This window comes from Streptomyces sp. NPDC088124 (genome assembly GCF_040685895.1).
Lineage (GTDB): Bacteria > Actinomycetota > Actinomycetes > Streptomycetales > Streptomycetaceae > Streptomyces.
Map to the genome: position 1 here is coordinate 101,141 of NZ_JBFBJB010000014.1, position 13,583 is coordinate 114,723.

General features: G+C 71.6%; 13 protein-coding genes and 1 pseudogene. 4 read left to right on the plus strand and 10 right to left on the minus strand.

The window, feature by feature from the left end:
• Positions 1 to 210: 210 nt before the first annotated feature.
• From AB0P17_RS13955 to AB0P17_RS13965, 3 genes are all read right to left on the minus strand, one after another.
• A complete protein-coding gene (locus AB0P17_RS13955) occupies positions 211 to 1,539 on the minus strand; it encodes an ABC transporter substrate-binding protein (protein ID WP_365810645.1) in 1,329 nt (442 codons plus the stop codon).
• A 149-nt stretch (positions 1,540 to 1,688) separates the two neighbouring features.
• Complete coding sequence (locus AB0P17_RS13960) at positions 1,689 to 2,447, minus strand: endo alpha-1,4 polygalactosaminidase (protein WP_365810780.1); 759 nt, start codon at positions 2,445 to 2,447, stop codon at positions 1,689 to 1,691.
• Between the two features lie 500 nt (positions 2,448 to 2,947).
• Entirely contained in the window at positions 2,948 to 4,465 is a 1,518-nt protein-coding gene (locus AB0P17_RS13965; protein ID WP_365810646.1) for an alpha/beta hydrolase, read from the minus strand.
• A gap of 240 nt (positions 4,466 to 4,705) precedes the next feature.
• Between AB0P17_RS13965 and AB0P17_RS13970 the strand changes: the two genes are divergently transcribed.
• Together AB0P17_RS13970 and AB0P17_RS13975 are read left to right on the plus strand one after the other, a co-directional pair.
• Positions 4,706 to 5,437, plus strand: a complete 732-nt coding sequence (locus AB0P17_RS13970; protein WP_365810648.1) for a MerR family transcriptional regulator — start codon at positions 4,706 to 4,708, stop codon at positions 5,435 to 5,437.
• 136 nt (positions 5,438 to 5,573) lie between these two features.
• Complete coding sequence (locus AB0P17_RS13975; protein WP_365810650.1) at positions 5,574 to 6,434, plus strand: triphosphoribosyl-dephospho-CoA synthase; 861 nt, start codon at positions 5,574 to 5,576, stop codon at positions 6,432 to 6,434.
• Here AB0P17_RS13975 and AB0P17_RS13980 read toward each other — a convergent pair.
• The 3 genes from AB0P17_RS13980 to AB0P17_RS13990 all read right to left on the minus strand — a co-directional run bounded on the left by AB0P17_RS13980 (position 6,388) and on the right by AB0P17_RS13990 (position 9,156).
• Positions 6,388 to 7,485, minus strand: coding sequence for an MASE1 domain-containing protein (locus AB0P17_RS13980; RefSeq protein ID WP_365810782.1), 1,098 nt, complete (start codon positions 7,483 to 7,485; stop codon positions 6,388 to 6,390). The two genes, AB0P17_RS13975 and AB0P17_RS13980, sit on opposite strands and share 47 nt — an antisense overlap.
• Positions 7,486 to 7,585: 100 nt before the next feature.
• Positions 7,586 to 8,500 carry a PP2C family protein-serine/threonine phosphatase gene (locus AB0P17_RS13985; RefSeq protein WP_365810652.1) on the minus strand — a complete coding sequence of 305 codons (915 nt, stop codon included), beginning with the start codon at positions 8,498 to 8,500 and terminating at the stop codon, positions 7,586 to 7,588.
• A gap of 203 nt (positions 8,501 to 8,703) precedes the next feature.
• On the minus strand, positions 8,704 to 9,156 hold the full coding sequence (locus AB0P17_RS13990; protein WP_365810653.1) for an ATP-binding protein: 453 nt from the start codon (positions 9,154 to 9,156) through the stop codon (positions 8,704 to 8,706).
• A 262-nt stretch (positions 9,157 to 9,418) separates the two neighbouring features.
• On the opposite strand from AB0P17_RS13990, the gene AB0P17_RS13995 reads away from it, so the two are divergent.
• Both AB0P17_RS13995 and AB0P17_RS14000 read left to right on the plus strand, forming a co-directional pair.
• Positions 9,419 to 10,300, plus strand: a complete 882-nt coding sequence (locus tag AB0P17_RS13995) for a DUF5753 domain-containing protein (protein ID WP_365810655.1) — start codon at positions 9,419 to 9,421, stop codon at positions 10,298 to 10,300.
• 4 nt (positions 10,301 to 10,304) lie between these two features.
• The gene (locus AB0P17_RS14000; protein ID WP_365810657.1) at positions 10,305 to 10,532 is read left to right on the plus strand and encodes a DUF397 domain-containing protein; all 228 of its coding nucleotides are present in this window, start codon (positions 10,305 to 10,307) and stop codon (positions 10,530 to 10,532) included.
• 28 nt (positions 10,533 to 10,560) lie between these two features.
• Here the strand turns inward: AB0P17_RS14000 and AB0P17_RS14005 are convergent, their stop codons facing one another.
• From AB0P17_RS14005 to AB0P17_RS14020, 4 genes and pseudogenes are all read right to left on the minus strand, one after another.
• Entirely contained in the window at positions 10,561 to 11,304 is a 744-nt protein-coding gene (locus AB0P17_RS14005) for a 3-oxoacyl-ACP reductase family protein (RefSeq protein ID WP_365810659.1), read from the minus strand.
• Positions 11,305 to 11,448: 144 nt separating this feature from the next.
• Positions 11,449 to 11,958, minus strand: a pseudogene (locus AB0P17_RS14010) (TerD family protein); the annotation flags it as partial.
• 238 nt (positions 11,959 to 12,196) lie between these two features.
• On the minus strand, positions 12,197 to 12,547 hold the full coding sequence (locus tag AB0P17_RS14015) for a hypothetical protein (RefSeq protein ID WP_365810661.1): 351 nt from the start codon (positions 12,545 to 12,547) through the stop codon (positions 12,197 to 12,199).
• Between the two features lie 73 nt (positions 12,548 to 12,620).
• On the minus strand, positions 12,621 to 13,568 hold the full coding sequence (locus tag AB0P17_RS14020) for an SDR family oxidoreductase (protein WP_365810663.1): 948 nt from the start codon (positions 13,566 to 13,568) through the stop codon (positions 12,621 to 12,623).
• Positions 13,569 to 13,583: the final 15 nt, after the last annotated feature.

Sequence of the window (13,583 nt, forward strand, 5' to 3'; positions counted from 1 at the left end):
GGTGTGCGCGGTGTGCGCGGTGTGCGCGGTGCACGTGGGTGTACGCGGTGCACGTGGCGTACACGCGGATGTACGCGGATGTACGCGGATGTACGCGGGTGTACGCGGGTGTACGCGAGTGCACGTCATGCACGCGAGGGCACGCGGCCTGCGCCGTCCGCGCGGTCAGAGCGGCTTACGCGGGCGGTGCTGTCCGCACACGGGACACGGTCAACGCGGGATGAGGAGCGCGGCGTCGGCCTCCCGCGCGCACCGGCGCAGTGCCTCGGCCGGGCTGCTCCTGCCGAGGAGTACGGCGGAGACCGCCTGGCCGAGCGCCTGCGATATCTGCGGATACGCGGGGTGCGCCGGGCGTACGCGGGCCGAGTCCAGCGCCCGCGTGAACACCGAGAGCCCCTCGGTCTCCGCGTCCCGCGCCCGCCAGGCGGGCAGCGCCGCCGTCGCCCGGCTCAGCGGCAGGCTGCCCGCCCGGACGTCCCAGCGCACGTCCTGGGCGGGCCGCGTCAGCCAGGTCACGAAGGTGCGCGCGGCCCGTACCCGTGCCGGGCCGTTGTCGAAGACCGTCCAGGTGTCGGGCCCTGAAATGGTCATCGGACGACGGCTGTAGCTGGGCAGCGGGACGACGTGGTAGTCCATCTCCGCGTCCTGGATGTCGGGCAGCTGCCACGGCCCGGTGACGACCATGCCCATCCGTCCGGCGAGGAAGACCTGGTACATCTGCTCGCTGCCGGGCTTGGGGTCGACGTACACACTCCTCGCCCGCGCGAGCGTGTCCACCGTCTCCAGCGCCCGTACGCCCTCCTTGGCGAACCCGATCGACTTCCCGTCCGGCGCGATGACCTCACCGCCCAGGTCCCACACCATCGGCCACAGCCGCCACACCGTGTCCTCGTCGCCCACCCCCGGCCAGCCGGTGCCGAAGACGGAGCGCCGCCGGTCGGTGAGGCGGGCGGCCGTGTCGGTGAACTCCTGCCAGGTCCAGCCGGGTTGGGGCAGCGGCAGCCCGGCCGCACGGAAGAGCTTCTTGTTGCAGACGACGGCGAGCGAGTCGATCAGGGCGGGGGCCGCCCGTACCCGGCCGTTGACGGTGACGGCGTCCCGCACCGGCTCCCAGTAGTCGTCCCACGGGACGGGTCCCGAGCGGAACGTGTCGGTCAGGTCGACCACCGACGGGCTGCGGGCCACGCTCGCGAGGTCCGAGCCGAAGACGTACACGATGTCGGGGAAGGAGCCGGACGCGAGCGCCGCGGTGATCTTCTGGAGCATCGCGTCGGAGAGGACACCGCCACCGGCGTCGACGCGGATCCGGGGGTGGGTACGGTTGAAATCCCGGACCAGCGCCTCGATCGCGGTGCGGGCGTTGTCGGTCTGGCCGTGCCACAGTTCCACCGTGACCCGGCCGTCGGGGCCGACGCCGTCCGCCGCGCCCGCGCCGCACCCGGGCAGCGCGGCGGACGCGGCGGCGCCGAGCGCCAGTCCGGTGCCCCGGCGCAGGATCCCGCGGCGGGACGGGCGCGGCGTACGAGAGTCCGCGGCCATGTGCACCTCCAAGGAGGCGTGCGGAGCCCGCACGCCGTGCCGTATCGCCGAAGTCGCCGAAGGCCCTGCTCACAACGGGCCGGAGCGTCGGAACGCCGGAACACCGGACCGCCGGACCGCCGATCCGTCGAACAGAGGGCGGTGAAGGGTCAGCAGGTCTGGCGGAGGTAGCCGCTGCTGCCGATCGGCGAGACGTCCATGTCACGGCGGACGATGGACAGCTTGTCCTTCCAGCCCTTGCAGGCGGTGGCGAGCCCCTTGGAGCTGTACTCGATGACGATGACGTTGTCGCCGAAGTGGTCGGTGAAGGAGTCGCACTCGTTCCACTCCCCGCACTCCTCCGCGATGGCGAAGTCGAGCCCGGTGGTGGAGCGGTACTCGGCGAGATCCGCGGTGTTCTTCTGCGCGATCGCCAGGCCCTTCGCGTGGGCGCGGGCGGAGAGCTTGGCGATGTACGCCATGGCGGCGTCGGTGCCGAACTTGCCCCGGCTCCGGTCGTAGCTGTCGTAGTTGTCGGGCTCGACCGCCTGGAAGCCCTTGCTCGCGCAGCCGTCGATCCAGCCGTTCACCTTGGCCGCGATACGGTCGCGCTTGGCGGCCGTGCTCACGTCCAGGATGGCCTCGTCCCACTCCTCGTCGATGATGACGTTGCCCGCGGAGTCCCGCAGCAGGAGGTCCGCGTCCCACTCGTCCAGCTCGTCGGGCTGCACCTGGAAGGCGTTGACGTAGCAGATGTTGTACAGGCCGGGGGCGGGCGACGCCTCGCGGTCACGGCTGACCACGGTCACCCCGGCCGGCGGGGTGTACGCGCCACCGATCTGGTAGTCGAACCCGGCGTGGGCCGGGGGAAGGGTGACGGCCGCGGCCGCCGCACCCGCGGGGGACGCGGTGAGGAGGGGGGCGACCAGCGCTGCCGTGAGGGCCGCGACCGCGGCGGAGATCCGGCGGGTACGGGCACGATCGATGCTCACTGTCGAGCTCCAGAATGTGTGGGGGGTACGTCCCCGCCTCGGGCCCTGGAGTGACCCTGGCGACTGTGTCCGGACTTGCGGGGCCGTGGGGGCCCGGGCGCTCACCGGCTAGGCGTACCTCTGACGCGCGGGCCCAGTTTCGAGTGCTCGGCTCCGGCGTTTCGAGGAGTAAAGCGATCGGGCCTCCCCCGTGTCAACAGAACACAGGGGCACAACTGCGCCCCACAGGCCCCACGGTGGGGCCGATACGGGCACGGACACGGCCAATACGGTCCCGACCCGGAACCCGGAACCCGGCACGGGTCGGACCGCACCAGGTTCCGGGTCGGACCGCACCGGACGCGCGGCCGGACGCGTACCGGGCAGAGGCCGGACCGCACCGGACACGCGGCCGGCCCGTGCCGGAAAGAGGCCGGCCCGTTACCCGTTCCGGGGGATCAGGCGGCGTGGCAGCTGATGTCCTTGCCGGGCATCTCGCCCTCGACGAGGAAGCGCGTGGTGGTGTTCAACGCGCAGGGATTGTCCCCGAGGACGTAGACACCGTGCCCGGTGTCGTCGACGCTGACCAGCCGGGATCGGTCACCGAACTTCTGGCGCAGCATCTTCCCGCCGTCGTGCGGTGTCGGCGCGTCGCGCAGGTTCTGGACGAGCAGGACGTTCCGCGGCCCGTCGTCGACGACCGCGACCGGCGGCTCGGCCGGGGCGTACGGCCAGAAGGCACAGGGCGTGATGTTGGCGGCGGCGGCACCGAACAGCGGGTAGCGCTCGCGGTCCGTGGCGACACCCTTCCGATAGGTGTCGACATCCTTGGGCCACTGGACGTCGTTGCAGGTCACGGCCGCAAACACCGTCAAGCCGTTATCGAAGGGGGACGACGCCTCGCGCGCGGCGACGTTCTCCGACAGCAGGCGGTGGACCGCCTCGTCGTCGCCGTCGGCCACCGTCTGCCACTGCTGCGCCAGCATCGGGTACTGGACCTCCTTGAACAGCAGGGCGAAGGTGACCTGCCGGAACAAGTTGCCGTCGAAGCCTGCCACCGGAGTCCTGTCGAGTCGCTCCGCGAGGGTGAAGTAGGTGGCGCGGACCTCCGCGGGAGTGCGGCCCAAGCCGTAACTGTCGTGGCGTGCGGCCGCCCACCTCGCGAAGTCGGGGAACGACTGCTCCATCCCGAGGGCGTAGCGGCGCATCCCGTCACGGTCGAGGTGGGTGTCACCGATGTTGCTGTCGAGCACGATCCGGTCGGAGCGCTCGGGGAACATCGACGCGTAGGCGGCGCCCAGTGCCGTCCCGTACGAGTAGCCCAGGTAGCTGGTCTTCTCCTCGCCGAGTGCGGCCCGGATACGGTCCAGGTCGCGGGCGGTGTTCGCCGTGGTCAGGTGGCGCAGCAGTCCGTCGCGGTCATGGCTCGCGCACTGCCCGGCCACCTGCTCGGCGACCTTCGCCTGTGCGACGACCGCGGCGTCGTCGACCGCGTAGGGAGGGATGTTGGCAGTGTGGGGGCCGTCCGGCGTGAACCCGCACGAGACCGGTGCCGAGTGCCCGATGCCGCGGGTGTCCATGCCGATCAGGTCATAGCTGTCCAGGACACTGGCGGGAAGGCCCCGCTTCACCAGCAGCGCCGACAGCGCCAGTCCGGATCCCCCGGGGCCGCCCGGGTTGAGCATGAGCGTTCCGCGCCGTTTGTCGGGCTTCGTGCTGGCCAGCCGGGAGATCATGAGGTCGATCCGGGGGCTCCCGGGGTCGGCGTAGTCCACCGGCACGGGCACTGTGGCGCACTGCAACTCGGTGGGAGCCGCTTCGGCCACGACGTCCTCGGGACAGCTGCCCCACCGTACCTGCGGCACCTTCGGCGCCTTCGGCGCGTCCGCGACGGCGGGCGCCGCGATCAGCGAGCCGCTGAGGCCGAGGACAACCGCCAGGGCCGAGCCCCGGCCGATCCTGCGTCGTCGTTCCATGTCCAGTCTCCACCTACGGGTGTCGCGGTTGGGGTCGCCGCCCATCGCACTCCATGCCCTTGGGGCATGGTCAACACCGACCTGCTCCGCAGATGCGGAGGGCCGGCCCGGTCGGGGGTTGACCATGCCCCAAGGGCATGGATTTGAATGGATCACCGCCCGCGGACAACCTCGCCGGCCCGCAGGGCGGCAAACGGCGCCAACGGCAGAAGACGGAGCACCTCGGGAAAGGGTTCGCCCGTGGCGTGGAGCACGAGTCAGCTGGCCGAACTCGCCGGCACGACACTGAAAACCGTCCGGCACTATCACGAGATCGGCCTGCTGGACGAGCCGGAACGAGCTGCCAACGGCTACAAGCGGTACGGCATCCAGCACCTGGTGCGCCTGCTGCGCATCCGCAGGCTGGTCGGCCTCGGCCTGCCGCTGTCGGAGATCCCCTCGGTCGAGGCCGACGACGAGAGGGCGGAGCAGGTCCTGCGCACTCTGGACACGGAACTCGCGGCGAGCATCGAACGCCAGCAGCGGATGCGCCGGGAACTTGCGGCGATCCTGGACAACCGGGCCTCCATCGACCTGCCGGAGGACTTCAGGACGCTCACCGACCACCTGCCGGAGGGGCAGCGATCCTTCCTGCTGGCGTGCTCCAGCATTCTCACCCCTGCGGCGATGTCCGCCCTCAAGGAGCAGCTCTCGGCGCCTCGCAGCGATGTCGCCGCTCAGTTCGAGAACCTCCCCGCGGACGCGCCCGAGGACGTACGACGAGAACTCGCGCGACGGCTCGCGCCCGAAGTCCGCGAGCAGCAGGAGAACCACCCGTTCCTGCGGGACCTGGAAGCCTCCTCGCGCCGGGACGGGGCGATCACCCAGTCCGTGGTCGTACAGGCATTGGTCGAGTTCTACAACGAGGCCCACCTCGACGTCCTGCAACGCGTGAACGCGTTGATCGCGGAGGACGACGCCACCGGGACGTGACGACGGTACGCGGCGCGACGGCGGGGCCCAGGACGTGTTGCCGCACCGCTGCTGTCCGTTGTCCCGCCCGGCTGTCACAGGAGACTGACAGCGCCGGGCCAACTTCCTCCCAGAATGGCTCCCTAGGGTCCCGTACATGACAGCGAGACAGGCGGACCAGGCGCTGGCGCGGGGTGCGGCGGACGCCCTGCTGGCGGAGGCGGAGCTGACCCCCAAGCCCGGTCTCCCCGACACCCGCGAGGGGGACTTCGGCGCCCTGCGCTGGTCGGCCGGGTCGCTGGTGCCCGGCCTCGCCGCGATGGCCGCGGCGGCCCGCCGGGCGCCGGACGGGCCGAGCCGGGGGCTACGGGCGGAGTTGGGCTCCATCGGCCGCTCCACCGAGCGCTCCATGGCCCGCGCCAACGCCGGGGCGCCGCTGCACCACGGCGCGGTCTGGCCGCTGGGGCTGCTGGTGGCCGCCGCCGCGCTGGAACCGGCGAAGGCACCGGACGAACTGCCCGCCGTCGCCCGGCGGATCGTCACCTTCACCGACGGGGCCGCACCGCGCCGCGCCACGTCCGGCTCCGCGGTCGCCTCCCGTTACGGCGCGGCCGGCGCGCGGGGCGAGGCGCGGGCCGGATTCCCGCACGTACGGCGGGCGTTGGCGGCCCTGCGGGGCGCGCGGGACGCGGGGGCGCGGGAACCCCGGGCCCGGCTGGACGCCCTGCTCACGGTGATGTCCACCCTCCAGGACACCGGTCTGCTCCACACGGCGGGCCCGCACGGGCTGCGCCAGGTGCAGAACGGCGCCCGCGACGTCCTCGACGCGGGCGGCACGGCCACCGCCGCGGGGCGGGCCGCGCTGGACTCCTTCGACATCCGGCTGCGCGCGGCGGGGCTGCGCCCGAGGGGGAGCGCGCATCTGCTGGCCGCGGCGCTCTTCGTGGACGGGCTGTGGCAGCGCGGCGGACCTACTCCTCGGGGCGGGTCCCGGCCCCCCGGTCCGCGGGCGGGGTGAGGCGGCCGACCACCTCCGCCAGCTCCATGCAGGCCTGCTCCACCTTCCGCCGGATGTTCCGCTGCTCCGTGACGATCGCCGCCAGGAGCAGCCCGGTCAGCGCCACCGAGCCGTTCAGGGCCTGGATGCTGATCATCGTCTGCGTGAAATCGTGGTGGGCGAACGGGCCGACGTGGTCGGTCGCCGCCAAGATCACCACGACGGAGACCAGCAGGGCGCACGGCGCGCTGCCCGCCAGCTGGAAGCGCAGGGCCGCCCAGATCAGCAGCGGGAAGACGAGGAAGAGCAGACACAGCGGACTCCTGGCGGCCACCGGGGTGACGACCACCGCCGTCACCAGCAGCGCCGCCGCCTCCACCCACCGCCGCCCGCGCCCCGGCCCGTTACCCGGCCCCGTCCCCGTCCCCGTCCCCGTCCCCGTCCCCTCCGCGGCTCCTTCCCCCCGCCGCTCGTCCCGGCCGCGGCCGGCCCAGGGCAGCGGGACCCGGCGCAGCAGGAGCACCAGCGGGGTGACCACCAGGACGCCCATCGCGTCGCCGGTCCACCACGCCGTCCACGTCTGCCAGAACCCGTGCTTCGGCAGCCGGTCGCTGAGCACCAGTACGCCCGTACCGATGGTCGCGCTGATCAGCATCCCGCCCAGCGCGCCGAGGAACACCAGCGCGACTCCGTCCCGCAGCCGGTCCAGTTCGAGGCGGAAGCCGACCCGGCGGAGCATCAGATACGCGCAGACCGGACCCACCGTGTTCCCCGCGACGATCAGGATGTCGGCGGGCCGGAGGCCGGCGATGCCGGCGATGGTCAGCAGGACGCCGAGCGAGATCCCCGGCCAGATGCCGAGGCCCAGCCAGAGCAGGGAGCCCAGGGCGACGCCCGTCGGTGGCCACAGCGGCGTGACGACCACCCCTTTGATGTTCACCCCTCTCGCCAGCCCGAGCTGCGCGACCCCGTAGTAGGCGGCGGCGACCCCGAGGGCCGGCAGAGCGCGGACGAGGGGACGGCGGAGACGACGGAAACGGCGGAGTTCTTCGGTACGCACCACACCGGCCATCAGACCGTGCCCGCCACCGCGCTCCGCCCAGATCGGCCGTGACACGCTGACGCGCCACCGAAGCGGTCACACCGTGTGACCGTACGGCGAGCGGGGCGGCTCACCCGGGCGGCCGGCCGCCCAGCCGCGCGACCCGGCGCGCACCGCCCCGGGCCCGTACGACGGCCTCGGCGGGTCCCGCGTCATGGCTCAGGACCAGCACGGCGGCGTCGTCCGAGTGGCCCGTCAGCTCGGCCACCTTCATCACCCCGGCCGCCAGCTTTTCCGGAGCCGTCCCCCCGCACACGCCCGTGACCAGCAGCTCCGCCACCGTCGCCAGCCCCTTGTCGATCGGGAACGACGGCCCCTCCACCACCCCGTCGGTCAGCAGCACGAAGGCGCCCGCCTCGGCGAGGTTACGCCGGGTCACCGGATACACCTCTCCCGGCTGAATCCCCAGCGGCAGCCCGCCGGCATCCTCCGCGATCCCCGACCGGCCGCCGGCCGTGGCCCATACCGAGGCGACATGGCCCGCACGGGCGCTCTGCAGCTCCCAGGTGACCGGATCGAAGCGGAGGAAGGAGCAGGTGACGAAGAGGCTGGAGCCCACGGAGAGCAGCAGGTCGTTGGCCCGGCTCAGCACCTGGCCGGGGTCCGTCGCCGTCGCGGCCACCGCCCGCAGCCCGATCCGTACCTGCCCCATCATCGCGGCGGCCTCGACATCGTGACCCTGCACGTCCCCGACGCAGAACGCGAGCGCTCCGTCGGGCAGGGTGAAGCCGTCGTACCAGTCCCCGCCGATGTCGAGTCCGGTCCGCGCGGGTGCGTACCTGGCCGCCGTACGCAGCCCCGGGAGCGCGGGCAGCACGGCCGGCAGCATCTCCCGCTGCAACGCCTCGGCCAGCTCCACCCGGGCATGCTGGAGCTCCGCGCCCCGGCGCGCCTGGGCGGTGAGCCGACCGAGGGTGGTCAGCAGGTCGTCGGCGCTGGTGGCCGGGGCGGATGGGCTGGACCGTGTGGGACGACGCCGGCTCATCCACCGCTCCGAGGTACGTCCGTCATTGGACCGTGGGTCATGGACCGCCCCGGGTTCTCCACGCGGCGGCGTACACACGGCGACCCGAGCGGGCACCCACCACCCAGGGGCCGGGCCCGTCCGGAACACCGCATTCATCATATTTCCGCCCAGCCCATTCCGCCTTCCGAGCCCCCAGAACGTCTCGTCGGGCACGGCGGCGGTCACCACCGGGGCGTCGCGACGGCCCGCGTGGGCTTCAGGTCGATCTCGGCGTAGACGGTCTTGCCGACGGTACGGGGTTCGGTTCCCCACCGGTCGGTGACCTGGACGACCAGCGGCAGCCCCCGCCCGAAGCACTCACCCTCATCGGCGGTCCGCAGTGCGGGCAGTCGCTCTCCGTGCGGGTCGCTGACCTCAATACGGAAGCAGGCGGGTCGCAGCACGACGGCGACCTGAAAGAGCCGATCGCGCAGGCATCCGTGGAGCAGGGCGTTGGTGCCGAGTTCACTGACGACCAGGCCCGTGGCCCATGCGAGTTCGGGATACCCCCACTCGGCGATCAGCCGGGAAGCCCGATGCCGCGCCAGAGTCACGCTGCTGGCAATTGGCGTGTAGTTCAACCGGTCCTCCCGCAACACAGGCTCGGACTCAGGGATTTCGTGGGTCGAGGTCATGGACGCGCACCTCCATGTGCGGTCGGGGACTGCCCGTACGGGCGGATGCGCGGCGGTGGCGATACCGGGGCCTGCGGCTGCGTTGGGCAGGACAGGGCGGTGCACTTCCGCCGCACGATTCCGCTGTGCAAGCGACTATGCACTCAACGTAGCGGGCAAGTTCGTTACGCAGCAAGACGGCGGGCAGCCAATCGCCTGCCCCATTTGAGTTCGATGCGGTCGAGGCCCCAAGATGAGGCGATCCACGAGAGGAAGACACAAGGTGGCCGGTACCAACCCGGATCGCGGAAAGACGGTCTCAACCGTCCTCGGGCGAAGGCTCGGGAGCGAATTGCTGCGTATGCGTCTGCGGTGCAACTTGGGGCAGGCGGCTGCGGCCAAGGCGCTGACGGCCTCTGCCACGAAGGTCGCGAAGATGGAACGCGGCCTGGTTCCCATGCGCGATCCGGACATCCGAGCGCTGTGTCACCTCTACGGCGAGGGCGATGAAGATGCCGTAGGCCGGCTCTTGGAGTTGGCGGAGGCCGACCGTGACCGCCGCAAGGCGAAGGGTTGGTGGGACCACTACACCGATCTGCGCTCTCTGGTTGAGCTGGTGACGCTCGAAGACATCGCCACCCACATCCGTTCATGGGAAGTCGCCGTCCTGCCCGGGATGCTGCAGACACCGGACTACGCGAGGGCGCTTGCCATGGGCAGTGGCGCTTGGCCGGACCCGGAGAAGATCGAACCGTTCGTTGAGGCTCGGATGGCCCGAAAAGCACGCCTACTGGGGGAGCAACCGTTCGAACTGTGGGTAGTTCTCCATGAAGGAGTTCTGCGCCAGCTCGTCGGTGGTCGCACTGTGATGAAGAAGCAGCTCAGGCAGGTGTTGGACACGGCCAGGCATCCGAACGTGAAGGTGCAGGTAGTGCCCTACTCCGCAGGCGCACATCCGACCATGGGCATTGCGTTCAGCATCCTGTCGTTCGCTGAAGCGGGCGCCCTCGATGTGGTGCACATGGACACCGCTTCGTCAGGTGTCTGGCTGGAGGGAGATGCTGATGCTGAACACCACGGTCAGCTCTTCGGGCGTCTCGCCCAGATGGGACTGTCCGAGCACGACTCAGCCGCACTGATCAATGGAATTATCGAGGAGCTGTAGCCCCGTGCCTGAATACGAGTTCGTCAAGTCCAGCTACAGCGGGGGCGCCCCCGAGAACTCGTGCGTCGAGGTCGCCCGCAACATACCCGGCACCGTAGCGATACGTGACTCCAAGACCGGGTCCGGCCCCATCCTCCGCCTCACCCCCGCCGCCTGGCGCACCTTCCAGACCACCCTCCTGGCCGGCCACGCCGGAGACGGCGACGGCGCCGGGCGGGCGCGCCGGGGCTGACCTCGGCGCGCCCGGACCTCGCGGTGGCTCAGGCCGCGAAGCCGCCGTCCACCGCGATGGCGGCGCCCGTGACATACCGGCCCGCGTCGCCCGCGAGGTGGGAGACGGTGGCCGCGACGTCCGACGGCTGCCCGTAGCGGCCGAGCGCGGTAAAGCCCTTCTGCATCTCGTGGCCCGGCCCCTCGGCCGGGTTCATGTCCGTCTCCGTCGGGCCCGGGTGGACCAGGTTGACGGTGATCCCCCGGGGGCCCAGTTCGCGGGCCAGGGATTTGGTCAGGCCGGTCAGCGCGGTCTTGCTGGTCGCGTACAGCGAACCGCCGGGGAACGCGACCCGCTCGGCCATGCAGCTCCCGATGTTGATGATCCGGCCGCCCTCGCCGAGATGCCGCAGCGCCGCCTGGGACACGAGGAACGGTGCCCGTACGTTGATGTGGAGCACCCGGTCGACGTCCTCCGCCGCCAGTTCCTCGACGGGGCCGAGCACCCCGATCCCCGCGTTGTTGACCACGATGTCCAGCCGCCCGAACTCCTCGGCGACCCGGTTCACCGCCGCCCGTGCCTCCGCCGGGTCCGCGCTGTCGGCCCGTACGGCCCAGCCTCTTCGGCCCAGCGCCTTGATCCGGTCGACCACCTCCGCCGCCCGTACCTCGTTCCGCTCGTAGGTCAGCGCGACATCGGCACCGTCCTCGGCCAGCCGCAGCGCCACCGCCGCGCCGATGCCCCGGCTGCCGCCGGTCACGAACGCCACCTTGCCGTCAAGCACCGCAGTCATGTTCCGTCATCTCGCTTCTCTCTCGGCTTCGCGGACATGACGATGCTTCCGCGCGGGCGGAGAAGACTCCGGCGGCATTCGGACGTCGCGGTGGCGCCGCGCCGGTTCCGCCCTTACGTACGGGAAAGGCCGCCGGCGGCGTCCTCAGCGCGCCCCCACGGCCGCGTGGCTCTGGGACGAGGTCGGAGCCGACACCGACTGCGACTGCGACTGCGAAGCCGGGCGGACCGGAGCGAGCCGCCGCTCCAGGGGTGTGACGACGCTTCCCCAGAAGCGGTCCACCGCGTCGTCCACACTCCGGATGAAGCCGGACTCGGCGCTGCCGCGCGTGGCGCCCATGCTCTTGAACAGGGAGAGCCGGAAACCGGTGATCTCGCCACCGCCCTTCGGCAGCAGATCCGCCGGCTCGGGGCGCAGCCGCTCCAGCGTGCCGCGCGGCCCGTCGCCGTGCTCCGCCAGCAGCGTCTGGACATGCAGGTCGGCCGGTGCCTCGGCGAGCTGCCGGATCAGTCGCTTCGCCCAGGTGAGCGGGTACCCCTGGTCGGGCGCGGGGACGTCGACGGAGGTACGGAGCCGGCCGGTGCGCAGATCCGCGGTGAGCGCGAGGATCCCCTGGATGCCCTCGATCCGCAGCTCTGCCTGGAGCCGCCCCTCACGGCCGTGGTGGCGTCCTCGCTCAGCGACGCCAGCCCGACATTGGCCCCCTTGGTCATCTCGTGCATCGTGCCGCACCCACCCCCCACTACGGGGCCGCCGCGCCCCCGTACGGGCGGCCCATCGCATCGCGCTCATGTGACGCGCCGCACAGAGTGCGGCACGGGAAGTGAACATTAGCGTCCGAAGTACCTGTTTGATGGCGCTTTGCAGGGAACTGCCGACCTGGCGTCACCGCCTACGCGTGGGGCGAGGGAGGGGCGAGGCGCACGGTGAGGCTGACACGGTCCTTGCCGTCGACATGGGCGATCGCGTGACCGGGGCGGTCGACTCCGTCCAGGTGCAGTGATATCGGGCCGCCCTCCCCGGTGAAGTTGCGCCACCAGGTCTTGCGTTCGGGCAGGCCGACGCGGATCGTGACGACATCGGCGGCCCGCCGATAGGCCACGGGCGTGCTAAAGGTACGTCCCGAGCGTCGTCCCGTGTAGGTGACGACGGTGAGGCGCCTGTTCACCAGCCGGCCGCTCCGGGGCGAGGAACGCAGCCCGACCACACACCCGTTGAAACGGTCGACGAAACGCTTCGGCATCGGCGCTTTGAGCTCCACGGAAACTCCAGGAATCGATCGGCACCATCAAGTGGAAGACGCTCTCCACTTGCTGTCACTGTAGCGCCGCGGGCGGCGTGATCGGCTCAGGTGACCTGAAGTGAGAGTGATGGGCGTCGAGACGTCTCGTATGCGAGGCCCGCGCCTCCGGCGAAGCCCTTACCTCCGGCGGAACCCGCGCCTCGGACGAGGCCCGTGCCTCCAGCGCGCTCACCGCGCCGTGGGCGTGGCGTGCCGCCGTGCCCGGGAAGGCGCCGCGTGCGAACTGGGCCGCGCGCAGCCATGGTTGGGCGTAGACGTACCGGGCCCGGCGCTCGATGCCGGTCGCGAGGCGGTCCACCGCCGGGACCAGGGGGTTGATACGGCGCGTGGGCCAGGGCAGGGACGTGCGCAACTCGCCCACCTGGTCGACCTGTTCGGCGGCCCGCACCATGTCCGTGTCCGTCCAGCTCAGATAGGCGACGCCCGTTCGCGCTCCGTGGTGGGCGAGTTCGGCGCGGAGGCTGTGCGCGAAGGCCTCCACACCGGATTTCGAGGCGCAGTAGGCCGACAGGGCCGGGGTGGGAGCGAGGGCGGCGAGGGAGGCGATCTGGAGGTAGTAGCCGCGGGACCGGATCAGCGCGGGCAGGAAGGCACGGGCGGTGTGCACACTGCCGAACAGGTTGACCTCGACGACGCGCCGCCACACGTCGGGGTCGGCGTGGCGGAAGAGGCCGCCCGTCCCCACGCCCGCGTTGGCGACGACGACATCGACCGTGCCGAAGCACGCCTCGACGGAGCGGGCCGTACGGTGCAGCATGTCCTCGTCGGTGACGTCGACCTTCCAGTACGCCGCCTCACCTGCCAGTTCGCCCGCCACACCCGCCAGTTCCGCCTCGCCCAGGCCGAGGAGGGCGACCCGGGCGCCGCGCGCGGAGAGGGTACGGGCGAGCTGGGCGCCGACGCCGCGGGCGGCTCCGGTGATGACGACGGTACGACCCCGGAGGGGCGGGCGCCTGCGCATGGATGGACCTCCGAA